The following is a 22,572-nucleotide window of genomic DNA, read 5'->3' on the forward strand; positions in this document are numbered from 1 at the left end:
GGGGTTCGCGGCTGCTTGACTCGGCGCGGCCGCGTCGGTCCGGGGCGGTCGCGTCCGGGCGGCGGGCCCGGCCGGTGGGAGGGAGCGGCGATGAACGCCACGTACGACGTCCTGGTCCTCGGAGGGGCGGGGTCGACACGATCGTGTACGTCCCCGAACTGCCCCTCCCCTGGGCGGACAGCCATCTCGTCGAGCGTGGCATCGAGGCCCGCGCCGGGCAGACCGGTGACTTCGTGGCACTCGGGCTGAGCGCTCTGGGCCTGCGGACCCACCACCTGGACCTGGTCGGTGACGATCCGTTCGGTGACCTCGTCCGGGCCTTCCACCGCGACCGGGGGCTCCCCTTCACGGGTGTGCCGGCCACGGCGGGGACCAAACGGGCGGTCAATCTCGTGGGCCCGGACGGCCGCAGGCTCTCGCTGTACGACGGGAGCCGCGCCGCGGCGGAGGACCGGCTGCCCGCCGAACTGGTCGGCTCCCTCGCGGCGGCGAGCCGGCACGCCCATGTCTCGATCACCCACGCGTGCGCGCAGGCGCTGCCCGTGCTGCGCGCCGCGGGCGTCACGATCTCGACGGACCTGCACGACTGGGACGGGGAGAATCCCCATCACGAACCGTTCGCGTACGGCGCGGACGTGGTCTTCGTGTCCTGCGCCGCGCTCGGCGATCCGGAGCGGACGATGCGCCGGATCATGGAGCGGGGGCGGGCCGAGGCGGTGGTCGCGACGGCGGGCGCGGAGGGCGCGTACCTGCTGACCGCCGAGGGGCTCACCCGGGTGCCGGCGGTCGCCCCGGCGGGACCGGTCGTCGACTCCAACGGCGCGGGGGACGCCTTCGCCGCCGCGTTCCTCTTCGGCCGGCTGTCGGGTGAGGACCCGCCGCGCTGCGCCCTCTACGGGGCGGTGGCCGGCGCGTACGCGTGCACCGTCCCGGCGACGCGGGCCGAGGCGATCGACCGGGCGGGGCTGCTCCGCGAGACCGCGCGCCTGACGGCCTCCGGTGCCGGTGGTGCACCGGCACCGGAGGCCGGCCGGGTCAGCCCGCCGGGGCTCTGACCCGTTCCGCGCCGGGGCGCTCCGGCAGGTCGTGCAGCCGGATGGCGTCCGGGCCCGCCGTGGAGTGCCGCTCGGCCCAGTTCTCCAGGGCCGTGCGGCAGGCGTGGTCGAGCTGGATCCCGGACAGGTCCAGCTCGACCGGCCGGTCCCGGGGCAGGGACTCCAGGGCGTCCAGCACCTTCGGCAGGCGCAGGAAGGTGACGTTCCCCGAGAGCCGTATGTGCACCGTGCCCGACTCGTCCTCGGAGGACTCCACCCGCAGGTGGGAGGCGTCCCAGGCCGCCTTCGCGATCGACAGCGCGAGCCCGATGAGCACGCCCTCGAACATGTTGACCGTCACGATCGCGACGGCGGTCGCGGCGAGCACCAGCGCCTCGCCCCGGTGGGCGCGCCAGAGGGTCACCACCCCGCGGAAGGGGATCAGTTTCCACCCGGCGTGGATCAGTACGCCCGCGAGCGCCGGCAGCGGCACGTAGGTGAGGGTGGCCGGGAGCAGCGCGGCGAACAGCAGCAGCCACACCCCGTGCAGGACGCGGGAGGCCTTGGTCCGGGCCCCGGCCTGCACGTTGGCCGAGCTGCGGACGATGACGGCGGTCATCGGCAGGGCGCCGAGGACACCGCACAGGGTGTTGCCGACGCCCTGGGCGACGAGTTCCTTGTCGTACGAGGTGCGGGGGCCGGCGTGCAGCCGGTCCACGGCCGCCGCGCTGAACAGCGACTCCGCCGAGGCGATGAGGGCGAAGGCGAGGACCGTGCCGATGACCGCCGGTTCGGCCAGGGCCGACAGCGCGTCGGTGCCGGGCAGGTGGACGGCGTCCAGGACGGCGCCCACCCGCACCGTGGCCACGGGCAGGCCGAGCAGCGCGGTGGCGACGGCGGCGAGGACGACCGCGACGAGGGCACCTGGCACGGCCCGGGCGGCGCCGGGCATCCGCCGCCAGCCCACCATCACCACGATCGTCGCGACGGCGACGGCCACCGAGGCGAGCGCGGTGCTGTCGCCGAGGGCGTCCACGGCGGCGGCCGGCAGTCCGGAGATCTTGTCGAGGCCGGACGCGGGGGCGGCGAGCCCCGCGGCGGCGTAGACCTGCCCGACGACGATGATCAGGCCGATGCCGGCGAGCATGCCCTCGACCACCGAGAGGGAGATGGCGCGGAACCAGCGGCCCCACTTCAGGGCGCCCATGGCGATCTGGAGCAGGCCGGCCGCGAGGACGATCACGCCGAGGACGGCGAGGCCGAAGGCCTGGACCGCCTCCAGGACGAGCACGGTGAGGCCGGCGGCCGGTCCGGACACCTGGAGGCTGCTGCCGCGCATGAGGCCGGTGACGATTCCTCCGACGATTCCGGTGATCAGGCCGAGTTCGGCCGGGACACCCGAGGCCACGGCGACCCCGATGCAGAGCGGCAGGGCGACGAGGAACACCACCAGCGAGGCGGCGAAGTCGTACCGGAGGGTGGACGGCGCCCGGGAGAGGAGCGCGGAAGGGGAGAACGGCATACGGATCTTCCCCTCAGAGGATGTCGAAGGAGTCGGTCCGCGTCCGGTACTCCCGCACGACGCCGGTGTGCACCTCGTAGTACCAGCCGCGCAGGCGCAGCCGGCCTTCCGTGAGGCGCCGGTCGACGCACGGGTAGGAGCGCAGGCGGAGCAGCTGGGCGAGGACGTGGGACCGGACGGCGTCGGCGACGGCCGGGTCGTCGGGCCGGCCGGGCACGCCGTCGGGCGCGGCGTGGGCGAGCCAGTCGCGGACGGCGGGGACGCCGCTGAGGTCGTCGCCCCGCACGAGGGCGCCGACGGCGCCGCAGTGGGAGTGGCCGCAGACGACGACGTCCCGGACGCCGAGGACCTCGACGGCGTACTCGATGGTGGCGGCTTCGCCGGTGGGGCGGTCGGAGGCGTACGGCGGGACGATGCTGCCGGCGGTGCGCAGTTCGAAGAGCTCGCCGGGGCGGGCCCCGGTGATGAGGGCGGGGACGACCCGCGCGTCGGAGCAGGTGATGAAGAGAGCGGTCGGTGACTGGCCCGCGGCGAGCGGGGCCAGTTCCTCGGGGCGCTGCCCGAACCTGCGGGCGTTGTCGATGAGGGGCTGCATGAAGTTCCTCCTGGCGCGTCGTGGGGGACGCGTCGGACGGGCAGGACGACGGGGGCGGGCCGTCTCTCAGCAGCGGAACACCTGGAGCGCGGAGGGGGTGAGCGAAGGGAGGGGCCCGGCCCGTGGGTGGCGGCGCGGTGCGCGCGTCGCGGCGGGCTCGGGCACGGCCCCGTCCGCGGTGGCGGGCGGGTACGGGAAGGCGCGGTGGGCGGCGGGCCGGCCGGTGGTGCGCCGGCGGTCGCCGTCGCGGATGCCGCCACCCCGGTGGGCGGCGGCCAGTTCGCGTTCCTCGGCCGGGGAGAGTTCGTAGGGGGCGGGGGCGAGGACGGGCTGGGCGCGCGGCGGTACGCCGGACGCGGTTCCGGTCGCGGCGACGGCCGGGCCTCCGCACAGGAGGGCGAGGACCAGGCCGACGAGGACGGCGACGGTGGCGCGGGGCGTGCCGGAGGGGCGGGTGGACGCGGACATGGTTTCCCCTCCCCTCGGACGGCACGGACGCCGGAATTCACCAAAGCAAGTTCAAGAGCAGGTCAATGGAGAGTAATACGCGCATGTGAGGACTGCCGTGCAACACCCCATGAACAGAGGGCATTTCCGACCGGAACCAGCCTCAAGTTGACGCGATCGCATCGAAAGGAGCACGCGGGCGCACGGGAAGGGGGCGGTCAGGCGCCCGGGGAGGCGGGCGGGGGCGGCACGGCCCAGCGGACGGCCCCGGTGACCGCGCGGCCACCCGCCCGGCCCAGGGGCAGCAGGAGCCGTGTGCGGTACGGCAGTTCGAGCGGGCCCCGCGCCCAGGGCGGCAGCAGCTCCACGGCCGCGGCGGCGAGGAGCGCGTACGGCGCGAGCGCGGGGGCGGGGAGGGGCGGTTCCACCAGGAGGAAGCGGGTGGTGGCCCGGGCCTCGGGGGTGGAGCGGAGCTCCGGCCGGTACGCGGCGATCCGCGCGGTCAGCCCGGCGCGGGTGACCGGCGGGTCCTCGGCGCCGAGCCGCCGGGCGACCGAGGCCATCTGGGCGACGTACTCGTCCTGTTCCCGGGGGCCGAGCGGCCGGCGCCCGTACCGCTGGTGGGCCCGGAGGAAGCACTCGGTCTCGGCGATGTGCACCCAGGTCAGCAAGTGCGGGTCAGAGGCCCGGTACGGGACGCCCTCGCGGGTGCGGCCGTGGATCGCCGCGTGGGTCCGCCGCACCCGTGCGACCGCCCGCTCGGCGTCCTCGGCGGTGCCGAAGGTGGTGACGGCGAGGAAGGTGCTGGTCCGCTGGAGCCGGCCCCAGGGGTCCGAGCGGTATCCGGAGTGCGCGGCGACCGCGGCCATGGCCGTGGGGTGCAGCGACTGGAGCAGGAGGGCCGCCAGACCGCCGACGTACATCGAGGCGTCGGCGTGGACGGTCCGCACGGCGCTCCCGGGGGCGAACCAGCGGGGCCCGGGCGTGCCGTGGATCCGGGCGCGTGTCCGGTGGGCGTCCGGCCCCGCGACGCGGTGCAGGAGGCTCTCACCGGCCCGCCCCCGCAGTTCACCGAGGAGCCGCGGCCGCCGGACCATGAGCCCAGTATGCGCCTGGGCGGGGCCGTCCCGAAGGGGTCGGAAGGGGCGGAGCAGGGCGGGAGGCGGAGGGCGGTACGGAGGGCCGGTCACGTGGCGGGGCCGGAGGCTTCACGGGGCCGCCGGGCGGGTGCCCTCGCGGCGCGCCGGCCGCCCGGGCACCGTGGGGCCCGCCGCTCCGCCCGCCGGCCCTCGGCTAGGCCGGTTCCCCGGTGCCGTCGCCGGGGTGCGGGGCGCGCTGCTCCTCGCGGCCGAGGCCGGGGATCTGGTCCTTGGCGGTGCTGCCGCCCTCGTCCGCCGCGTCCTTCCGGGAGCGGTGCTGGACGGCGTCCTCCGCCTGACGCCGCGCCTCCTCGTCGCCGCTCTCGCCGACGGCCTGGGACGGGGTGGTGCGCGGCTGCTCGCCGTCGTCGTGGCGCGTCTCGTCCTGGGTCATGGTCTCTCCCTCATGGGGTCGTACGGGCTCGTGGGGTGGCACGGGCCCATCGGGTCGTCCGGGGCGGGCGGCCGGTCCTCGGGGGTGCCCCGGCCGCCCGGCGGGGCACGACGGGCGGCTGCCCCGCGTGCCCGCTCCGAAACGGGCGGTGCCCCGGCCGGCCGAAAGGCCGGGGCGGTCAGAGTTCGCCGGTGGTGATGCGGGCGCAGGCCCGTACCACCTCGGCGAGGTCGCGGCCCTCCTCGTACAGCTCACGCTGCCGCTGGGCGCCGCCTCCGTGCGCGAGCAGGGTCTCGATGCCCTTGACGGCGGCCTCGTGGTCCCCGGTGTCCCGCAGGGCGTCCTCGGTGTGCGTGAGGAGGGCGCCGAGGGCCGTCTCGGCCGAGGTCTCGCGCATCGTCACGGGGTGCAGGAGCGGGCCCTGGAGTCCGGAGCGACCGGCCCGCCAGGACGCGAGCCGGAGGAGGCCGGCGGAGAAGTCCGGGGCCGGTTCGCCCTCGCGCCAGGCGCGGGCGGCGGTCTCCACCAGGCCGCGGGCGAGGGTGGCCACCAGGACCGTGGTGTCGGGCTCCAGGCAGACATCGGCGACGCGGATCTCCACCGTCGGATAGTTGTGGGAGAGGCGGGCGTCGAAGTAGATCATGCCGGGGTCGCGCAGGACGCCGGTGTCGAGCATGTCCCGAACGCGGGAGTGGTAGCCCTCCGCGCTGCCGAACGGCTCGTACGGGCCGGCCGAGGGCCAGCGGTTCCAGACGCGGCTGCGGTAGCTGCTGTACCCGCTGTCGACACCCTGCCAGAACGGGGAGTTCCCGCTGATCGCGTTGAGGAGGTACAGCCAGGGACGCATGCGGTCCAGGACGGCCACGCCCTCCTTGTCGGACTCGACCGAGACGTGGACGTGGCAGCCGCAGGTGAGCTGCTCCTGCGTGGTGAGGCCGAACTGCTCGGCCATCCAGCGGTAGCGGCGGCCCAGGTTCCGGGAGGGTTCCACCGGCAGGGGCGAGGTGGCGAGGGCGGCGACCCGGGCGCCGGCCCGCTCGGCGTGGCGTCCGACCTCGCCGCGCCAGCGCACAATCTCCTCGCGCATGGCTCCCATGTCGGCCAGGGGCCGGGTCGCGAACTCCACCTGCTCCTGATGGAGCTCCTTCTCGAGGACGTCCTCCCCGTCGTCGCCCTCCGCGGCCGCCGACGCCAGGACGGCCGAGGACACCGCCAGGGGCTCTCCGGTCCGCTCGCTGACGAGCAGCAGCTCTTCTTCGACTCCTACCGTGCGCATGGTCGCTCCCGCCCCCCGCCGGGACGGCCGGCCCGGTTGGCCGCCGTCCCGCGAAGGTCATCCCTCGTTCCTGAGCCGCTCGTGCCCGGGAAGCGGCGGGTCATGCCGACCGGAGGTCCGGGGCCCCGGCGACTTTCGTCACGTTCGACCAGGGACGCCGGTACGAGCGCGGTCCGGCCTCAGGGCCGGCGCCAGTCGTTGCCTTCCAGGTGGGAGCCGGCCATGGGGCCCATGCGGAGCATGCCGCCGTCCACGGCCCAGGAGGCGCCCGTGACGTAGGAGGAGCCGGGCCCGGACAGGAAGGCGATGACCTCGGCGACCTCCCGGGCGTCCCCGGGGCGGCCGAGCGGGATGCCGGGCCTGTCCTGGCCCCGTACGTCGGTGTCCTCCTGACCGGTCATGGGGGTGGCGATCTCGCCGGGTGCGACGGCGTTGACCGTGATGCCGTGTTCGGCGAGTTCCAGGGCCATGACCTGCGTGAGCAGGCCGAGGCCGCCCTTGGCCGCGCAGTAGGGACCGGAGCCCACGCGGGGCTGGTGCTCGTGCACGGAGGTGACGTTCACGATCCGGCCCCCGCCCCCTTGGCCGATCATGCGCCGGGCCGCCCGCTGGGAACAGAGGAGCGGCCCCACGAGGTCGACGTCGAGGACCTGGCGGACGGTGCCGAGGTCGAGGTCGAGGAAGGGGGTGGCGGTCCCGGTGCCGGCGTTGTTGACGAGGACGTCGATGCGGCCCAGTTCGTCGGCGAGCCGGTCGATGACGTCCGCCGCCTCGGGCAGCTTCGTCAGGTCCAGATGCGCGACCGCGGCGCGCCGGCCGAGCCGGGTGACCTCCTCGGCGGTGGCGCGGGCCCCTTCCTCGTCGGTGTGCCAGGTGATGCCGACGTCGAGGCCCGCCTCGGCGAGGCGTACGGCGGTCGCCCGGCCGATGCCGGAGTCGGACCCCGTGACGACGGCGGTGAGCGGGCGGAAGCGCCCGGGTGCGGCCTTCGGCGCGGAGTCGGTCATGGGTGTTCCTCCTTCCGCCCCGCCGCGAGGGGCGGGGCCGGTGCGGTCTCGGAGTGCTCGTCGAGGGTGCCGCCGCGGTCAGAGCGCGGAGGGGAACCGCTGCCAGACGCGGTGCTTGCCGAGCAGTTCGGTCAGCGTGGCGAGGACGGCGCCGGTGTCGTCGCCGAGGACCACCCCGGGGGCGTCCTCGGGCAGTCCGGCGGCCCGCAGGGCCCCGGCGGCGCCGGCCGTGCCGCCGATGGCCTTGCCGTGGCGGTAGGCCTCGTTCAGCAGCAGGGTCACGCGGGGGTCGACCGGGGGTGTGTCGGCGGGCAGGTGGCCGGCCTTGGCGTCGAGCGAGCCGCGCGCGTCGAGCCCGGGGGCGGGCGCACCGACCAGGAACAGGGTGTCGAACTCGACGGACCGGGCCGTGGCGAAGGTGCGCCGCACCATGAGGGGGGCGCCCGTGGCGTCGAGGGTGCCGCCCGTGGGGCCGACGATCAGGGGCACCATGCCGGCCGCGTCGACGGCGTCGTGGACGGCGCGCACCGTGTCGGTGGAGGTGGCGCCGTCGGTGACGATGCCGACGGTACGTCCGTCGAGCGGCCACACCGCGCCGAGCTGGGAGAGCGCGGGGCTCGGTTCGACGTCGGCGAAGGGCACGGTCGCGGGCGGCACGGGCAGGCCGAGCCCGGCGGCTACCCCCTCGCAGAGGACCGGGTCGATGTTGGCGAGGACCGTGAGGGCCCGTTCGCGGACCGCCTGGACGGCGCACTTGCCCAGTTCGAAGGTGTAGGCGGCGATGATGTGCTCGCGCTCGGTCGGCGTCATGCTCAGCCAGAACTGACGGGGCTGGCTGAAGTGGTCCGAGAAGGACTCGGGGGCCACCCGCCGCTTCGCCGACTCCGGGACGGCGACCGGGACCTCGACGTAGGCGCCCTGTTCGGCGCTCGCGAGGAACGGGCAGCCGCCGTCGAGGGAGTTGGGCCGGTACGGGGCGATGCCCGTGTGGACGGCGGTCTGGTGCATGCCGTCCCGGTGCATGTCGTTGACCGGGGCGTGCGGCCGGTTGATGGGGAGCTGGGCGAAGTTGGGGCCGCCGAGCCTGCTGATCTGGGTGTCCAGGTAGGAGAAGAGACGGCCGGCGAGCAGGGGGTCGTCGGTGATGTCGATGCCGGGTACCAGGTGGCCGGGGTGGAAGGCGACCTGCTCCGTCTCGGCGAAGAAGTTCTTGGGGTTCGCGTTGAGGGTGAGCAGGCCGATCGGCTGTACGGGCGCGAGCTCCTCCGGCACGATCTTCGTGGGGTCGAGGAGGTCGATGCCCTCGAAGGTCTGCTCGGGCGTGTCGGGGAAGGTCTGGATGCCGAGTTCCCACTGCGGGAAGGCACCGGCCTCGATGGCGTCGTAGAGGTCCCGGCGGTGGAAGTCGGGGTCCACGCCGCCGGCGATCTGGGCCTCTTCCCAGACCAGGGAGTGCACGCCGAGCCGGGGCTTCCAGTGGAACTTCACCAGGGTGGTCCCGCCGTCCTCCGCCTCCAGGCGGAAGGTGTGCACCCCGAAGCCCTCCATCATGCGGTAGGAGCGCGGGATGCCCCGGTCGGACATGTTCCACAGGGTGTGGTGGGTGGCCTCGGTGTGCAGGGTCACGAAGTCCCAGAAGGTGTCGTGGGCGCTCTGGGCCTGGGGGATCTCGCGGTCGGGGTGGGGCTTGCCGGCGTGGATGATGTCGGGGAACTTGATCCCGTCCTGGATGAAGAAGACGGGGATGTTGTTGCCGACGAGGTCGAAGGTGCCTTCCTCCGTGTAGAACTTCGTGGCGAAGCCCCGGGTGTCCCGGACGGTGTCGGCGGAGCCGCGTGAGCCGAGGACGGTGGAGAACCGGACGAAGACCGGTGTCTCGACGTCCGGCGCGAGGAAGGCCGCCTTCGTCACCCGGGAGGCCGTGCCGTAACTGCGGAACACGCCGTGGGCCGCCGCGCCCCGGGCGTGCACGACGCGTTCCGGGATGCGCTCGTGGTCGAAGTGGGTGATCTTCTCGCGCAGGTGGTGGTCCTGGAGCAGGACGGGGCCGCGCGCACCGGCCTTCAGCGAGTGGTCGCTCTCGTAGAGGCGTGCGCCCTGCGCGGTGGTGAGGTAGGCGCCGCTCTGCGCCACGCGGGCGGGGTCCTCGCCCGTCGCCTGGCCGGTGGGGCTGACCGTCTCGGGGCCTTCCTGGTCGGGCGGCGGGGGCAGCGGCGTGTGGGGTTCGCGGGGCTCGTGCGGCTCGGTGGGCTCGTGAGGTGCGTGATTCGCGGTCACGGGCGTCGCTCCTGTACATGAGTGGGGATCGGATGCGTCGAGCGGCGCGTCGTCCGTCCGCACGGCCTGCCGCGCGGACGGATCGGATGCGCACGTGCTTCTGCGCGTGCCCGATCACGAGCGCGCCGAACATCCCGGCGCGCACTTTTCGTCCTCTCCGCACTCTCCCCTCCGGTGCCGGGGTCCGCAATCGAGACGGCCCCCGCCGGGGGGTCCGGGGCCTCCGTGACGCCGCGCTTCCGCGCTCCCGTCAGCAGTGACATCACCGCATGGACATGACGGGCGTCGCTCGACAGGATGGCCGCATGCTGAGCACCCTCCTCGCCTTCCTCGGCGCCTGCGCCCTCATCGCCGCCTCGCCCGGCCCCAGCACGATGCTGATCATCCGTCAGTCGCTGCGGAGCCGGCGCGCCGGTTTCCTCACCGTGCTCGGCAACGAGACCGGCGTCTTCGTCTGGGGCGTCGCCGCCGCGCTCGGCCTCACGGCGCTGCTCGCGGCCTCCCAGGTGGCGTACGACGTCCTGCGGATCGCCGGTGCCGTCGTCCTCGTCGTCTTCGGCGTCAAGGCCCTGTTGGACGCCCGCCGGGGGCACGGGGTGGAGGAGGACGGGCGGGACGAACCGGTGGCCCGGTCCGGCGGGGCGGCCTACCGCTCGGGCCTGTTGCTCAATCTGGCCAATCCGAAGGCGGCGGTCTTCGCGATGTCCTTCCTCCCGCAGTTCGTCCCCGCCGGAGTGCCCCCGCTGCCCGCCATGATCGCGCTCGCGGCCGTCTGGGCCGTCTTCGAGGTGGGGTACTACGGGATGTACGTGTGGTTCGTCGGCCGGCTGCGGGCGGTGCTCTCCCGCGCGGGCGTGCGCAGGCGCCTGGAGCAGGTGTCCGGAGGCGTCCTGCTCCTGCTGGGCGTCCGGATGGCCGTCGAGGGGTGAGCCTGCGGCTCCCGTCCGGCGGCCGGGGCGAGGGACGGTGAGATCCTGCCGGCCGTCCGCGGCGACCGGGTCCCCGCCTCCACTGCCACGACGCCTCGGCCGGGTCGGCCCGGCGGGGTGCGGAGGGGTCACAGGTCGCCGGCGGCCGGGGGGCCGCCCTCGGAGAGGAGTTCGTCGAAGAGGACGCGGTAGTGGACCATCGCTCCGCGGAGCTGTTCCGTGGTGGCCCGGTGGTCGGCGCCGAGGGTGTGGACCGCGTGCGCCGCGCGGTAGTGCTCCAGGGTGCGGCCGTGTTCGACGGAGAGGTCCCGCATCCGCTGTTCGAAGCCTTCGGTGGGGTAGCCGCGGTCGCGCATGAGCGCCGTGACCAGACGGTCGGCGGCGTGCACGGCGCCCTCCGGGCGGTCCACGAACTGTTCCTGGACGCTCCGCCACTCCGCGGCGTACCGTTCGCGGGCCTCGCCCGGGAGGGGGCGGATGTCCAGGGAGTCGTGCCGCTTCGCCCGGGCGTCGAGTTCCTTCTCGGCGGCCCGCCGGCCGCCGGCGTCCTCGACCGCGCGCTCGTACTCGGGGCCGAAGCGTTCCCGCAGCCGGCGACGGCGGCGCCGGTCCAGGGTCACGGCCAGGGCGATCAGCACGACGACCACCGCCAGGGCAATGACGATGGTGAGAAGTGTGCCCGTCGACATCCGCTTCGCCCCCTTGGCTCTCCGGGGCCGGCTCTCGGCATGAGGCGGCTGCCCCCTGGGGGCAGGCTGAAACAAGCCGGTCGCCGCCCGGTCGTGAACTGGGGCGCCTTTCCCGTCGCTCGTGGCGCAAACCTCTCCGGCGGGGGTCCGTCACGTCGTGAGACGGAGCCACCAAAGAAGATCAAGACGTTATCCAGCCGTTATAAACGGTCATTACGAACCGGTTTCGACTGATTTTCCGGGCGCCCGCAGGGAGGTTTTCACCCCTCGGACCGGTCGCGGTACCTATCATGGCGGCAGGCGGTGCACAAGACCTCGGCCCGAGGAAGTTCCACGACCGGATCGGTAGCTTCGGCGCCCATGACCAGTGCCCGAGCCACCGCCCTGATCACGCCGTCCGACCCCGGCGTCACCATCGGCCCCGCCCGCCCCGAGGACGGCGCCGCCCTCTGGCGGCTCGCCCGCGACGCGGGCGGGCTGGACCTCAATTCGCCCTACAGCTATCTGCTGTGGTGCCGTGACTTCGCCGGGACGACCGCCGTGGCCCGTGACCGCTCCGGGCGGCCCGTCGGCTTCGTCACCGGATACCTGCGGCCGGGCGCGCCGGAGACCCTGTTCGTCTGGCAGGTGGCCGTCGACGCTTCGCACCGGGGAACCGGGACGGCAGGAGCGCTGCTCGACGCCCTCACCGCCCGCGTGGCGGCCGAACGCGGGCTGAACCGGCTGGAGGCGACCGTAACGCCCGGGAACACGCCCTCCGACCGGCTGTTCCGTTCGTACGCGCGCCGCCACGGCGCGGCCGTGACGCGGGAGGTCCTGTTCCCGGCCGAGGCCTTCCCCGGTGCCTCCGCACCGCACGGCACCTCCGCCGCGTCCGGCCACGAGCCCGAAGTGCTCTACCGCATCGGCCCCCTGACGAACTGACGCACCCCTCGGGGGGTGCTCCGCCCGTCCACCCGCCCCCTCGCACATCCCCCAGCCCACCACCGCGCCGGGCTTCCGCGCGCCCGCGCCCCCGCCGCCCGGCCCGAACCTGGAGAACCGTGACCACCCTCACCGACATCGCCACCGCCCCGTCCGTCTTCGAGACCGTCGAGTCCGAGGTCCGCAGCTACTGCCGCGCCTGGCCGGTCGTCTTCGAACGTGCCGCCGGCAGCCGGCTCTACGACGAGCACGGACGGCCCTTCCTCGACTTCTTCGCCGGAGCGGGCTCGCTGAACTACGGCCACAACAACCCGGTCCTCAAGCGGGCGCTCCTCGACTACCTGGCCCGGGACGGGGTGACCCACGGCCTCGACATGTCGACCACCGCCAAACGCGACTTCCTGGAGGCCTTCCGGGATACGGTCCTGGAGCCGCGCGCCCTGCCCTACAAGGTGATGTTCCCGGGCCCGACCGGCACCAACGCCGTCGAGGCCGCGCTCAAGCTGGCCCGCAAGGTCACCGGTCGCGAGACGGTGGTCTCGTTCACCAACGCCTTCCACGGCATGTCGCTCGGCTCGCTCGCCGTCACCGGCAACGCCGCCAAGCGCGCCGGCGCGGGCGTCCCCCTGAACCACGCCGCCCAGATGCCCTTCGACCACTACCTCGGCGGCCAGGTCCCGGACTTCCTCTGGTTCGAGCGCCTTCTCGAGGACCCGGGTTCGGGCCTCGACCACCCCGCGGCCGTGATCGTGGAGACGGTCCAGGGCGAGGGCGGGGTCAACGTCGCCCGGGCCGAGTGGCTGCGGAAACTGGCGGAGCTGTGCCGCCGCCGGGACATGCTGCTCATCGTGGACGACGTGCAGATGGGCTGCGGCCGCACCGGTGCCTTCTTCTCCTTCGAGGAGGCGGGCATCACCCCCGACATCGTCACGCTCTCCAAGTCCATCAGCGGGTACGGCCTGCCCATGGCCCTCTGCCTGTTCCGCCCCGAACTGGACCTGTGGCAGCCGGGCGAGCACAACGGCACCTTCCGCGGCAACAACCCGGCCTTCGTGACCGCCACCGCCGCGCTCCACGCCTATTGGGGCGACGGCGCCCTCCGGAGCCGCACCCTGGGCCGGGCCGCCCGCGTCGAGCGGGCCCTGCTCGACCTGTGCGGGGACGACGGCCGCTCCGCTGTCGCCTGCCGGGGACGCGGCCTGGTGTGGGGACTGGAGTTCGCCGACGGGGAGCGGGCCGAGGCCGTGTGCCGGCGGGCCTTCGAACTCGGTCTGCTCCTGGAGACCTCGGGCCCGCACGGCGAGGTGGTCAAGCTGCTGCCGCCGCTGACGGCCACCGACGACGAACTCGACGAGGGCCTGGGCATCCTGGCCCGCTCCGTACGCCACGCGGCGGAGCGCCGCACCACGGGCCGCGCGGCCTGAACCGGCCGGCACCCCCACGCATCCCCCTCCGAGGAAAGGCACCCCCATGATCGTGCGCACCTTCGACGAACTGGACGGCACCGAACGGCACGTGAAGGCCGCGTCGGGCACCTGGGAGAGCCGGCGCATCGTCCTGGCCCGGGAGCGGGTCGGCTTCTCCCTCCACGAGACGGTGCTGTACGCCGGCACCGAGACCTCCATGTGGTACGCGAACCACGTCGAGGCCGTGGTCTGCACCGAGGGCGAGGCCGTCCTGACCGACCACGAGACGGGCCGTACGTACACGATCGTGCCCGGCACGATGTACCTGCTCGACGGGCACGAGCGCCACAGTCTCGCGGTGAAGCGGGACTTCCGCTGCCTCTGCGTCTTCAACCCGCCGGTCACCGGCCGGGAGGACCACGACGCGAACGGCGTCTACCCGCTGCTCACCGAGCCCGGCCCCACGCCCGGCACCGGCCGCGCCTGACCCGGGCCGCCCGGCCCCGGACCCGCGCACGCCGGGCCCTCCCCCGGCTCCGTACGAGAAAGGAAGGCACTCCCGCATGACCTCCGCCCCCGCCCGCCCCGTCGACCTCTACCCCACGCGCGGCCCCGAGGAGGTGCTGATCGGCCGCAAGGACCCCGTGGTCTGGTCCGAGCCCGGTACTCCCGGACCGTTCTGGGCCCGTGAACTGGAGGCGTACGAACGCGACGGCTTCGTCACCGTCGACGAGCTGGTCTCCCCCGGCGAGGTGGCCGCGCTGCGGGACGAACTGGACCGGCTGGTCTCCGACCCGCGCGTGCGGGAGGACGAGCGGGCCGTCCTCGAACCGCGTTCGCGGGAGATCCGCTCCGTCTTCGAGGTGCACCGGATCAGTGAGGTCTTCGCCCGGCTCGCCGCCGACCCGCGTGTCCTGGGCCGCGCCCGCCAGATCCTGGGCTCCGAGGTGTACGTGCACCAGTCGCGCGTCAACGTCAAGCCCGGCTTCGGCGCTCACGGCTTCTACTGGCACTCCGACTTCGAGACCTGGCACGCCGAGGACGGACTGCCGCAGATGCGGACGGTGTCCGTGTCGATCGCGCTCACGCCCAACCACACCACCAACGGCAGCCTCATGATCATGCCCGGTTCGCACCGGACCTTCCTCGGCTGCGCGGGCGCCACCCCGGAGGACAACTACAAGACGTCGCTCCGGATGCAGGACGCCGGAACGCCTTCGGACGAGGCGCTGACCACCTTCGCGGAGGCCTGCGGCATCCGGCACCTCACCGGTCCCGCGGGCTCGGCCACCTGGTTCGACTGCAACGCGATGCACGGCTCGGGCGACAACATCACGCCGTACCCGCGCAGCAACGTCTTCCTGGTCTTCAACAGCGTCGAGAACCGGCCCGAACTGCCCTTCGCGGCGCCGGTCCGGCGCCCCTCGTTCATCGCCGCGCGGGACGCCACCCCGCTCGGCTGAGCCACCGGCCGCCCTCCGGCGGCCGCGGCGATCGCGGGGACGGGCGCGTCCGGGCACCGACCGTGTGCCCGTCCCGGGATGCGGGTCGCAGCCGAGCGCGGGGCGGGGTCGGGCCGGTCGCCGCGTCAGGCGTCGTCGCCGGCGAGCATCCCCTCGCGCAGCCGGGTGAGGCTGCGGGACAGGAGCCGGGAGACGTGCATCTGCGAGATGCCGAGCCGCTTCCCTATCTCGGCCTGGGTCAGTTCCTCCACGAACCGCAGGTGGAGCAGGCGCCGGTCGCGTTCACCGAGGCGCTCGACCAGCGGGGCGAGGGTGTGGAAGTCCTCGAAGAGGCCGAGGGCCGGGTCCTCCTCACCGATGAAGTCGGCGAGGGCGGCGTCCACGTCCTCGGAGTCGTTGCCGACGGCGGCGTCGAGGGAGGTGGAGTGGTATCCGTTCGAGGCGATCTGCGCTTCGACCACCTCGTCCTCGGAGATGCCCATGTGCTCCGCGAGTTCCGCGACGCGCGGGGAGCGGCCGAGGCGCGAGCCGAGCGCCTCGGTGGCCCTTGCCAGTTCGACGCGGGCCTCCTGGAGGCGGCGCGGGACATGTACGGCCCAGGTCGTGTCCCGGAAGAAGCGCTTGATCTCCCCCACGATGCACGGCACCGCGAAGGTCGTGAACTCCACCTCGCGCGAGATGTCGAAGCGGTCGATCGCCCTGATCAGGCCGACCAGGCCTACCTGCACGATGTCCTCCATGTCGTCACCGCGGCCGCGGAACCGCCGGGCCACGTACCGGACCAGGGACATGTTCATCTCGATGAGGGTGTTGCGGACGTACTGGTACTCCGCCGTCCCCTCCTCGCGCTCCGCGAGTTCGCGGAAGAACACCTTGGACAGTTCGCGCGCATCGCGCGGTGCGACCTCGTGCGGAGCCTCGACCACGGGCAGGCCGCCGGTCGTCTCGCGCTCGGTGTCCGTCGTCGTCGCCTTCGCCACCTCGGTCCGCACGGGGACAACCTCCTGTTCCTAGCCGAACGTTGGCCTGTGTCGCCTCGCGTACCCCGACTTCTCCGGGGCACTCGCCCTTCTTTCGCAAAGGGTGGCGCGCTCTCACGAAGGGTGGCGTGGAGATGTGGCGGCCGGGGCCGGCCGGGACGGTGGACGTCCCGGCCGGCCCCGGCCGCGAACCCGTGCGGAGTGACCCGTTACGGCTTCATCTCGTAGGCGCCGGAGAGGGCTTCGACGCGCTCCCAGACGCGGCCCGAGCGCGCCTCGTCGACGACCGGGCGCCGGACGGCGCCGAGGGCCCACTCCTGCTGCGGCCCGGTGGCGGAGTCCTTGCCGTGCAGCTCGACGGCGTGCGCGGAGAAGTCCCGCACGAGGACGGCGAACAGTTCGTCCAGGACATCGGTGTCGGGCCCGGTCAGGGCGGCCTGCTCCAGGACCAGCTGGCCGTGGACGACGAGCGCGAACAGCTGGCCGACGGCGAGGAGGAGGTCGAGGTCGCGGCTCTGCTCCTCGTCCGGGGCGGCGGTGGCGACGAACGCGCAGAGGGCGTCGGCCTGCTCGCGGAAGCGCGCCACGTTGGGCAGGTGGGCGTACGCGTCGAAGGCCGGACGCCAGTCGTGGAAGCGCACGGAGCCGAGGCCGCGGGCCGGCCCCTGGCGGAAGAGGAAGGTGTCGTCGGCGGCGTCGAGCCGGGTGGGGACGGGCTCGTAGGCGACCGGGTCGAGGAGGTGGTTGCGCATGAACTTGAGGATCAGCGCCAGGTTGACGTGGACCGTGCCCTCCAGCTTGGGCAGGCCGCGGATCTCGACGGCCGCCTGCGCGAAGTAGTTGTCCTTCTCGAAGCCCTTGGCCGCGATGACGTCCCACATGAGGTCGATGACCTTCTCGCCCTCGGTGGTGACCTTCATCTTCGTCATCGGGTTGAAGAGGAGGTAGCGGCGGTCGTCCGGCCCCGCGGTGCGGAAGTAGTCGACGGCGCGGTCGCTGAACAGCTTCATGCCGACGAGGCGGACGTACGCGTCGGTGAGTTCGCGCCGCACGTGCGGGAAGGCGGTGACGGGGCGGCCGTACAGGATGCGGTTCTGCGCGTGGGTGACGGCCTCGTACATCGCGTGCTCGCAGATGCCGATCGACGCGGTGCACAGGTTGAACTTGCCGACGTTGACCGTGTTGAGGGCGGCGTCGAAGGCTGCGCGGCCGGTGTGCAGGACGTCCTCGGCGGCTACGGGATAGTCCTCCAGGCGGAACTCGCTGACGTACTTGGAGGAGTCCACGACGTTCTTCACGAGGTGGTAGGCGGGGTGACGGCTGTCGGCGGCGAAGAAGACATAACCGTCGGGGCCCTCGACATCGGTGCGGCGGCCGAAGACGGAGACGAGGCCGGCGGCGTTGCCGTTGCCGATGTAGTACTTGGATCCGGTGGCGCGGAAGCCGCCCCGGCCGTCGGGCTCCAGGAGCATGTCGGTGGAGTAGATGTCGGCGCCGTGGGTCTTCTCGGAGAGGCCGAAGGCGAACACCTCGCCCTGGGAGAGGAGTTCGGCCGCGCGGGCGCGGGCGGCGGCGTTGTCGCTCTGCCAGACCGGGCCGAGGCCGAGGATGGTGACCTGCCAGGCGTACCAGTAGTCGAGCCCGTAGAAGCCGAGGATCTCGTTGAGGGCGGCGATGCGAGCGGTGTCCCAGCGCTTGTCGGTCCCGTCCTCGCCGGCGGCGGAGGAGGGGGTGAGGAAGGTCGCGAACAGCCCCTCCTCCGCGGCGAAGGCGAGGAAGTCGCCGAGCCAGGCCCGGGTCCGGTAGTCCTCGATGATCTGCCGCTTGCCGCGCGCCTCGAACCAGTCGACGGTGGCGCGCAGCAGCCTGCGGGTCTCCGGGTCGAAGTGCGCGGGGTCGTAGGTGCGCGGGTTGAACAGCAGCGGGTCGGTCATGGCGCCGCCTTTCGGCTGGGAGGTACGGGTGGAGGGCGGAAAGTGAAGAGGCGGGGGCGGGGAGCTCCGGGGTGCGGGCCCGGCCGGTGGCCCGCGGGTCAGCGGCCGGGCGCGTCGAAGCGGGCCAGGGTGGCGAGGACGTCGTCCAGCCAGGCGATCATCATGCGTTCGTAGGCGATGCCGCCGCGCAGGACGACGTGCTGGAGCTCCCGCTCGGGGTCGGGCGGACCGAGGGGGTCCACCGCCGCCCGCGCCTCGGGGCCGGTGAAGTCGCGGACCTCGCCGGAGAGGTAGTGGGCGAGCCGGTCGGTGTGGGCCTGCCGGTGCCGCTCGACCTCGCGGATGAGGGCGGCCGGGTCGTCGAAGGCGGCACCGCGGATCTTGACGGCGAGGTCGTGCCGGACGCTCTCGGGCTCGATGGGCGCGTGCAGCCAGGCGGCGAGCGCGTCCCGGCCGGGGCCGGCGACGGAGTACTCCTTCTTGTCCGGCCTGCCCTGCTGCGCCACGTCGCGCACGTCGATCCAGCCGTCGCTCTCCATGCGCTTGAGGACGCGGTAGATCTGCTGGTGGGTGGCGGTCCAGAAGTATCCGATGGACCGCTCGAAGCGCCGGGCCAGCTCGTAGCCGGAGCCCGGCTTCTCGAGCAGGGACACGAGGATCGCGTGTTCGAGCGCCATGGCCCCGATCTTGCTATGCAACGAGTTGCATAGCAAGGGAGGGCGGACCGGTGAGACACGGCTCACGGAGGACCCCGGGCCGGGCGGGGCGGCCGACGCCGGGAGGCCGGGAGGGGCGGGGCAGGCGCGGCGCCTGTCTCCCGGTCCGTACGGGAACGGGCGCGGGGTGCCCGGCCGGGAGCGGCCTCGGAGGGGCGGGGCGGACGCGGACCGACGGACGCCCGGAGACCCGCTTCGCGCAGGACGTCTACGTCAAGAGCCTGTCCCAAGGGCGCCAGATCTGCGTCACCACGGGCTCGGGCCACATGGGCCTGGTCACCATCAGGGGTTTCTCCTCGAAGGACTCCCCCAGCAAGTACCTGACGCTCGACCTGACCGTCTGGCGGAACGCGGCCGCGGTGCCGACGAGCTGACGGCCGCCGCGGCGGAAGGGGCGGTCCCCGGTGCCGGGGCCGCCCCTTCCGCCGTCCTCCGCCCCCTGCGGCCTCGTGCGCCCCGGGGCCGGTTCCGTGCCTACGCCCCGGCCGGCGCCAGGTGGCGCCACAGGAAGGTGTGGACCAGGGCCCGGTTGTGGGCGGCCTGTTCGTTGTCGCTCGCTCCCGCGTGGCCGCCCCCCGTGTTCTCGTGGAACAGCACGGGGTGGCCGAGGGCGCGGAGCCGGGCCGCCGCCTTGCGGGCGTGCCCCGGGTGCACCCGGTCGTCGCGGGTGGACGTCATCAGCAGCACCGGCGGGAAGCTCCGGTCCGCCGTCAGCTGGTGGTACGGGGAGAGGTCCCGCAGGTGCGGACGGTCGGCCGCCACGTCGGGGTCGCCGTACTCGGCGGTCCATGAGGCTCCGGCGAGGAGCTTGTGGAACCGCAGCATGTCGAGGAGCGGTACCTGGGCGACGATCGCGCCGAACAGCTCGGGGTACCGGGTGAGCATCGCGCCCATGAGCAGGCCGCCGTTGCTGCCGCCCAGGGCGCCGAGCATGGCCGGGGTGGTGATGCCGCGGGCCACGAGGTCGCCGGCGACGGCCGCGAAGTCCTCGAAGGCGCGCGGGCGTTCGGCGCGGAGCGCGGCCTGGTGCCAGGCCGGCCCGTACTCGCCGCCGCCCCGGATGTTGGCGATGACGTAGGTGCCGCCCCGCTCCAGCCAGGCGCGGCCGGTGACCGCCCCGTAGGAGGGGGTGAGGGAGACCTCGAAGCCGCCGTAGCCGTACAGGAGGGTGGGGCCCGGCCCGGTGGCGGTGGGGTCCGGGCCGATCACGAAGTACGGCACGCGCGTGCCGTCGGCGGAGCGCGCGAAGTGCTGGCGGACGGAGAGGCCCGACGTGTCGAAGCGGGCGGGGGCCTGCTTGAGGACCTCCGAACCGCCGCCGATGTGCCCGTGGTGGAGGGTGGACGGCTGGAGGAAGCCGGACACGTCGAGGAAGTACTCGTCCGAGACGTCCGGGTCGGTGTCCACGACGCCGACGGCGGAGAAGGGCGGTACGTCCGCGAGGGGTTCGCGGGTCCACTCGCCCCCGGGGACGGGGGTGAGCACCTCGATGTGGGTGCTGACGTCCCGCATCACCTCCAGGACGAGGTGGTGCCGGGTCCACACGTGGCCGGCGAGCGCGGTCCGCTCGTCCGGGGTGAAGAGGACCCGGGGCGTGCGGTCGCCGGCGAGGAAGGCGTCGAAACCGAAGGCGAGGAGCGCGCCCGCCGGCTGTCCGAGCCAGGGGGACTTCAGGGTGACGACGAGGTGGTCGCGGTGCGCGTACGCCTCGGCGTCCTCGGGGACGTCGAGGCGGACGAGGGTGGAGTCCTCGCGCAGCAGGTGGGTCTCGCTGCGGTAGAAGTCCAGGGAGCGGCCGACGAACGCGCGCTCGTACCCGGGCGTGGTGTCGTACCGGCCCCAGGCGGAGACGTCCGAGGCCTCGGCCTCGAAGACGGTCTCGGCCTCCTCCAGGGGGGTGCCGCGCCGCCACCGGCGGACCGTCCGGGGATAGCCGGCGTCGGTGAGCGAGCCCGGTCCGTGGTCGGTGCCGAGGAGGACGGTGTCGGCGTCGATCCAGCCGATGCGCGTCTTGGCCTCCGGGACCTGGAAGCCGTCCTCGACGAAGGCACGGGTGGCGAGGTCGAACTCGCGCACCACGACGGCGTCGCCTCCGTCGCGCGAGAGCATGACCAGGGCGCGGTCGAGGTCGGGGCGGCGGACCCGCGCGCCGGCCCACACCCACTTCTCGTCCTCGGCGGCCGCGAGCGCGTCGACGTCGAGGAGGACCTCCCAGTCGGGGTCGTCCTTGCGGTACTGCTCCGGCGTGGTGCGCCGCCACACCCCGCGTACGTGGTGGGCGTCCCGCCAGAAGTTGTAGAGGTACGCGCCCCGGCGGGCCGTGTACGGGATGCGGTCCGAGGCGTCGAGGACGTCGCGGAGGCGCTCCTTCAGGGGCAGGAAGCCGGGGTCGGCGGCGAGTTCGGCCTCGGTCTCCGCGTTGCGCTCGGCCACCCACGCGAGGGCTTCCTCGCCCAGCACGTCTTCCAGCCACAGGTACGGGTCGTCGTCATCGGTCACATGCCGCATTCTGCAGTCCGTCGGGAGGCGGCGGGAAGGCGGCCCGTGCCGGTCGCCGGGGCGGAGCTTCCGCGCCCAGCTCCTGAGAGCGCTCTCATGACGGGTGGTCCGCGGATATCCTGGACACGCCCGGCCCGGCCACCGGCGGCCCCGCCGACCGGAGGGGCCCGGTCGCCCTGCCCGGTGACCGGCGGACCGGCACCATGAGCGACCGGCAGACCAGACGAGGAGCGCCCGCCTTGCCCGAGCAGACCACGGGGTCCCGCCCCACTCTGGAAGCCGTCGCCGCCCGCGCCGGGGTGTCCCGCGCCACCGCCTCCCGGGTCGTCAACGGGGGCGCGGGGGTACGGGCTCCCCTGGTCGAGAAGGTGCGCAGGGCGGTGGAGGAGCTCGGATACGTGCCCAACCACGCGGCCCGCACCCTGGTGACCCGGCGCAACGGAGCGGTGGCCGTGGTCATCGCGGAGCCGGAGTTCCGGATCTTCTCGGATCCGTTCTTCGAGCAGCAGGTGCGGGGCATCAGCCGGGAGCTGACCGCCCATGACACCCAGCTGGTCCTGCTGTGGGTGGAGGGGCCGGGCGACCACGACCGGATCGCCCGCTATCTCGGCGGCGGCCACGTGGACGGCGCGCTGGCCTTCTCCCTCCACGGCGACGACGCGCTGGTGGACCTGATCGGCCGGGCCCGGGTTCCGCTGGTCCTGGGCGGGCGGCCCGCCCCGGGGACGGACCCGGCCGTGCCGTTCGTGGACTGCGACAACCGGGGCGGAGCGCGCGAGGCGGTGCGGCACCTGGTCGCGACCGGGCGCCGGACGGTGGCCCACATCTCCGGTCCGGCCGACCAGACCTCGGCCCTCGACCGGCTGCACGGGTACCGCGACGTGCTGATCGACGCCGATCCGGAGCTGCTCGCCCGGGGCGACTTCACGGAGGAGAGCGGGGCCCGGGCGATGGCGGGACTCCTGGACCGGCGCCCCGATCTCGACGGGGTGTTCGTCGCCAGCGACCTGATGGCCCTCGGCGCGCTGCGGACCCTGCGCGAGCGGGGGCTGCGGGTGCCCGAGGACGTGGCCGTGGTCGGCTTCGACGACATGGCCTCGGTGGTCGGGCGGGCCGACCCGGCCCTGACGACCGTGCGCCAGGACATCGAGGGGATGGGCCGGCTGATGGTCCGGCTGCTGATGCGCCTCCTGGACGGGGCGGGGGCCGGGGCCCCGGAGTCCGTGATCACCCCCACCTCGCTGGTACTGCGCGGCTCCGCCTGAGCCCGGTGCGGGACAGCACGCTCGCGGCGGCCCCCGCAGTGTCCGGGGGCCGCCGCGCCGTACGGAGGAGGCCGGT

At 73.8% G+C, this 22,572-nt stretch carries 19 protein-coding genes and 1 pseudogene; 7 read left to right on the forward strand and 13 right to left on the reverse strand.

All coding sequences use genetic code 11. The annotated features are described in order from the left end of the window. Positions 1 to 90: 90 nt before the first annotated feature. Positions 91 to 1,055: pseudogene (locus ABTY40_RS11675) on the forward strand (PfkB family carbohydrate kinase). On the opposite strand, the gene ABTY40_RS11680 reads toward ABTY40_RS11675, so the two are convergent. From ABTY40_RS11680 to ABTY40_RS11715, 8 genes are all read right to left on the reverse strand, one after another. Continuing rightward, complete coding sequence (locus tag ABTY40_RS11680; protein WP_352059356.1) at positions 1,036 to 2,556, reverse strand: SulP family inorganic anion transporter; 1,521 nt, start codon at positions 2,554 to 2,556, stop codon at positions 1,036 to 1,038. The pseudogene ABTY40_RS11675 and the gene ABTY40_RS11680 overlap by 20 nt on opposite strands. Positions 2,557 to 2,569: 13 nt before the next feature. After that, positions 2,570 to 3,151, reverse strand: coding sequence for a carbonic anhydrase (locus ABTY40_RS11685; RefSeq protein ID WP_352059357.1), 582 nt, complete (start codon positions 3,149 to 3,151; stop codon positions 2,570 to 2,572). Between the two features lie 66 nt (positions 3,152 to 3,217). Beyond that, positions 3,218 to 3,619 carry a hypothetical protein gene (locus ABTY40_RS11690; RefSeq protein ID WP_352059358.1) on the reverse strand — a complete coding sequence of 134 codons (402 nt, stop codon included), beginning with the start codon at positions 3,617 to 3,619 and terminating at the stop codon, positions 3,218 to 3,220. A gap of 197 nt (positions 3,620 to 3,816) precedes the next feature. Then, positions 3,817 to 4,695, reverse strand: a complete 879-nt coding sequence (locus ABTY40_RS11695; RefSeq protein WP_352059359.1) for an oxygenase MpaB family protein — start codon at positions 4,693 to 4,695, stop codon at positions 3,817 to 3,819. A gap of 196 nt (positions 4,696 to 4,891) precedes the next feature. After that, positions 4,892 to 5,131 carry a hypothetical protein gene (locus tag ABTY40_RS11700; RefSeq protein WP_352059360.1) on the reverse strand — a complete coding sequence of 80 codons (240 nt, stop codon included), beginning with the start codon at positions 5,129 to 5,131 and terminating at the stop codon, positions 4,892 to 4,894. A 178-nt stretch (positions 5,132 to 5,309) separates the two neighbouring features. Beyond that, positions 5,310 to 6,407, reverse strand: coding sequence for a glutamate--cysteine ligase 2 (locus ABTY40_RS11705; RefSeq protein WP_352059361.1), 1,098 nt, complete (start codon positions 6,405 to 6,407; stop codon positions 5,310 to 5,312). 179 nt (positions 6,408 to 6,586) lie between these two features. Beyond that, on the reverse strand, positions 6,587 to 7,414 hold the full coding sequence (locus ABTY40_RS11710; protein WP_352059362.1) for an SDR family oxidoreductase: 828 nt from the start codon (positions 7,412 to 7,414) through the stop codon (positions 6,587 to 6,589). Between the two features lie 78 nt (positions 7,415 to 7,492). Continuing rightward, entirely contained in the window at positions 7,493 to 9,691 is a 2,199-nt protein-coding gene (locus ABTY40_RS11715) for a catalase (RefSeq protein ID WP_352059363.1), read from the reverse strand. 305 nt (positions 9,692 to 9,996) lie between these two features. Between ABTY40_RS11715 and ABTY40_RS11720 the strand changes: the two genes are divergently transcribed. After that, on the forward strand, positions 9,997 to 10,620 hold the full coding sequence (locus tag ABTY40_RS11720) for a LysE family translocator (protein ID WP_352059364.1): 624 nt from the start codon (positions 9,997 to 9,999) through the stop codon (positions 10,618 to 10,620). Positions 10,621 to 10,748: 128 nt separating this feature from the next. Here ABTY40_RS11720 and ABTY40_RS11725 read toward each other — a convergent pair whose 3' ends face one another. Continuing rightward, positions 10,749 to 11,309 carry a hypothetical protein gene (locus ABTY40_RS11725; protein WP_352059365.1) on the reverse strand — a complete coding sequence of 187 codons (561 nt, stop codon included), beginning with the start codon at positions 11,307 to 11,309 and terminating at the stop codon, positions 10,749 to 10,751. 360 nt (positions 11,310 to 11,669) lie between these two features. Here ABTY40_RS11725 and ectA point away from each other — a divergent pair, with 360 nt between their 5' ends. The 4 genes from ectA (at position 11,670) to thpD (ending at position 15,102) form a co-directional block, all read left to right on the forward strand. Further along, positions 11,670 to 12,233 (forward strand): diaminobutyrate acetyltransferase, encoded by a 564-nt coding sequence (gene ectA / locus ABTY40_RS11730; protein ID WP_352059366.1) that lies wholly within the window; start codon positions 11,670 to 11,672, stop codon positions 12,231 to 12,233. 119 nt (positions 12,234 to 12,352) lie between these two features. After that, positions 12,353 to 13,657 (forward strand): diaminobutyrate--2-oxoglutarate transaminase, encoded by a 1,305-nt coding sequence (gene ectB, locus ABTY40_RS11735; RefSeq protein WP_352059367.1) that lies wholly within the window; start codon positions 12,353 to 12,355, stop codon positions 13,655 to 13,657. 46 nt (positions 13,658 to 13,703) lie between these two features. Beyond that, a complete protein-coding gene (locus ABTY40_RS11740; RefSeq protein ID WP_352059368.1) occupies positions 13,704 to 14,126 on the forward strand; it encodes an ectoine synthase in 423 nt (140 codons plus the stop codon). A 76-nt stretch (positions 14,127 to 14,202) separates the two neighbouring features. Next, positions 14,203 to 15,102: an ectoine hydroxylase gene (gene thpD, locus ABTY40_RS11745; RefSeq protein ID WP_352059369.1), complete on the forward strand. Its 900-nt coding sequence runs from the start codon at positions 14,203 to 14,205 to the stop codon at positions 15,100 to 15,102. 125 nt (positions 15,103 to 15,227) lie between these two features. Here the strand turns inward: thpD and ABTY40_RS11750 are convergent, their stop codons facing one another. The 4 genes from ABTY40_RS11750 to ABTY40_RS11765 form a co-directional block, all read right to left on the reverse strand. Continuing rightward, positions 15,228 to 16,094, reverse strand: a complete 867-nt coding sequence (locus ABTY40_RS11750; protein ID WP_425578507.1) for an RNA polymerase sigma factor SigF — start codon at positions 16,092 to 16,094, stop codon at positions 15,228 to 15,230. 197 nt (positions 16,095 to 16,291) lie between these two features. After that, entirely contained in the window at positions 16,292 to 18,016 is a 1,725-nt protein-coding gene (locus ABTY40_RS11755) for an acyl-CoA dehydrogenase family protein (protein ID WP_352059370.1), read from the reverse strand. A gap of 98 nt (positions 18,017 to 18,114) precedes the next feature. Next, positions 18,115 to 18,693 carry a PadR family transcriptional regulator gene (locus ABTY40_RS11760; RefSeq protein ID WP_352059371.1) on the reverse strand — a complete coding sequence of 193 codons (579 nt, stop codon included), beginning with the start codon at positions 18,691 to 18,693 and terminating at the stop codon, positions 18,115 to 18,117. A gap of 513 nt (positions 18,694 to 19,206) precedes the next feature. Further along, positions 19,207 to 21,240 (reverse strand): prolyl oligopeptidase family serine peptidase, encoded by a 2,034-nt coding sequence (locus ABTY40_RS11765; protein WP_352059372.1) that lies wholly within the window; start codon positions 21,238 to 21,240, stop codon positions 19,207 to 19,209. A 230-nt stretch (positions 21,241 to 21,470) separates the two neighbouring features. On the opposite strand from ABTY40_RS11765, the gene ABTY40_RS11770 reads away from it, so the two are divergent. Continuing rightward, positions 21,471 to 22,496 carry a LacI family DNA-binding transcriptional regulator gene (locus ABTY40_RS11770; protein ID WP_352059373.1) on the forward strand — a complete coding sequence of 342 codons (1,026 nt, stop codon included), beginning with the start codon at positions 21,471 to 21,473 and terminating at the stop codon, positions 22,494 to 22,496. Positions 22,497 to 22,572: the final 76 nt, after the last annotated feature.

Source organism: Streptomyces sp. NPDC126503, assembly GCF_040302405.1.
Lineage (GTDB): Bacteria > Actinomycetota > Actinomycetes > Streptomycetales > Streptomycetaceae > Streptomyces > Streptomyces gulbargensis.

Coding starts and splice junctions, on each gene's coding strand:
- ABTY40_RS11680 (WP_352059356.1), bottom strand. CDS start 2,556: ATGCCGTTCTCCCCTTCCGCGCTCCTCTCCCGGGCGCCGTCCACCCTC.
- ABTY40_RS11685 (WP_352059357.1), bottom strand. CDS start 3,151: ATGCAGCCCCTCATCGACAACGCCCGCAGGTTCGGGCAGCGCCCCGAG.
- ABTY40_RS11690 (WP_352059358.1), bottom strand. CDS start 3,619: ATGTCCGCGTCCACCCGCCCCTCCGGCACGCCCCGCGCCACCGTCGCC.
- ABTY40_RS11695 (WP_352059359.1), bottom strand. CDS start 4,695: ATGGTCCGGCGGCCGCGGCTCCTCGGTGAACTGCGGGGGCGGGCCGGT.
- ABTY40_RS11700 (WP_352059360.1), bottom strand. CDS start 5,131: ATGACCCAGGACGAGACGCGCCACGACGACGGCGAGCAGCCGCGCACC.
- ABTY40_RS11705 (WP_352059361.1), bottom strand. CDS start 6,407: ATGCGCACGGTAGGAGTCGAAGAAGAGCTGCTGCTCGTCAGCGAGCGG.
- ABTY40_RS11710 (WP_352059362.1), bottom strand. CDS start 7,414: ATGACCGACTCCGCGCCGAAGGCCGCACCCGGGCGCTTCCGCCCGCTC.
- ABTY40_RS11720 (WP_352059364.1), top strand. CDS start 9,997: ATGCTGAGCACCCTCCTCGCCTTCCTCGGCGCCTGCGCCCTCATCGCC.
- ABTY40_RS11725 (WP_352059365.1), bottom strand. CDS start 11,309: ATGTCGACGGGCACACTTCTCACCATCGTCATTGCCCTGGCGGTGGTC.
- ectA (WP_352059366.1), top strand. CDS start 11,670: ATGACCAGTGCCCGAGCCACCGCCCTGATCACGCCGTCCGACCCCGGC.
- ABTY40_RS11740 (WP_352059368.1), top strand. CDS start 13,704: ATGATCGTGCGCACCTTCGACGAACTGGACGGCACCGAACGGCACGTG.
- thpD (WP_352059369.1), top strand. CDS start 14,203: ATGACCTCCGCCCCCGCCCGCCCCGTCGACCTCTACCCCACGCGCGGC.
- ABTY40_RS11755 (WP_352059370.1), bottom strand. CDS start 18,016: ATGACCGACCCGCTGCTGTTCAACCCGCGCACCTACGACCCCGCGCAC.
- ABTY40_RS11760 (WP_352059371.1), bottom strand. CDS start 18,693: ATGGCGCTCGAACACGCGATCCTCGTGTCCCTGCTCGAGAAGCCGGGC.
- ABTY40_RS11765 (WP_352059372.1), bottom strand. CDS start 21,240: ATGCGGCATGTGACCGATGACGACGACCCGTACCTGTGGCTGGAAGAC.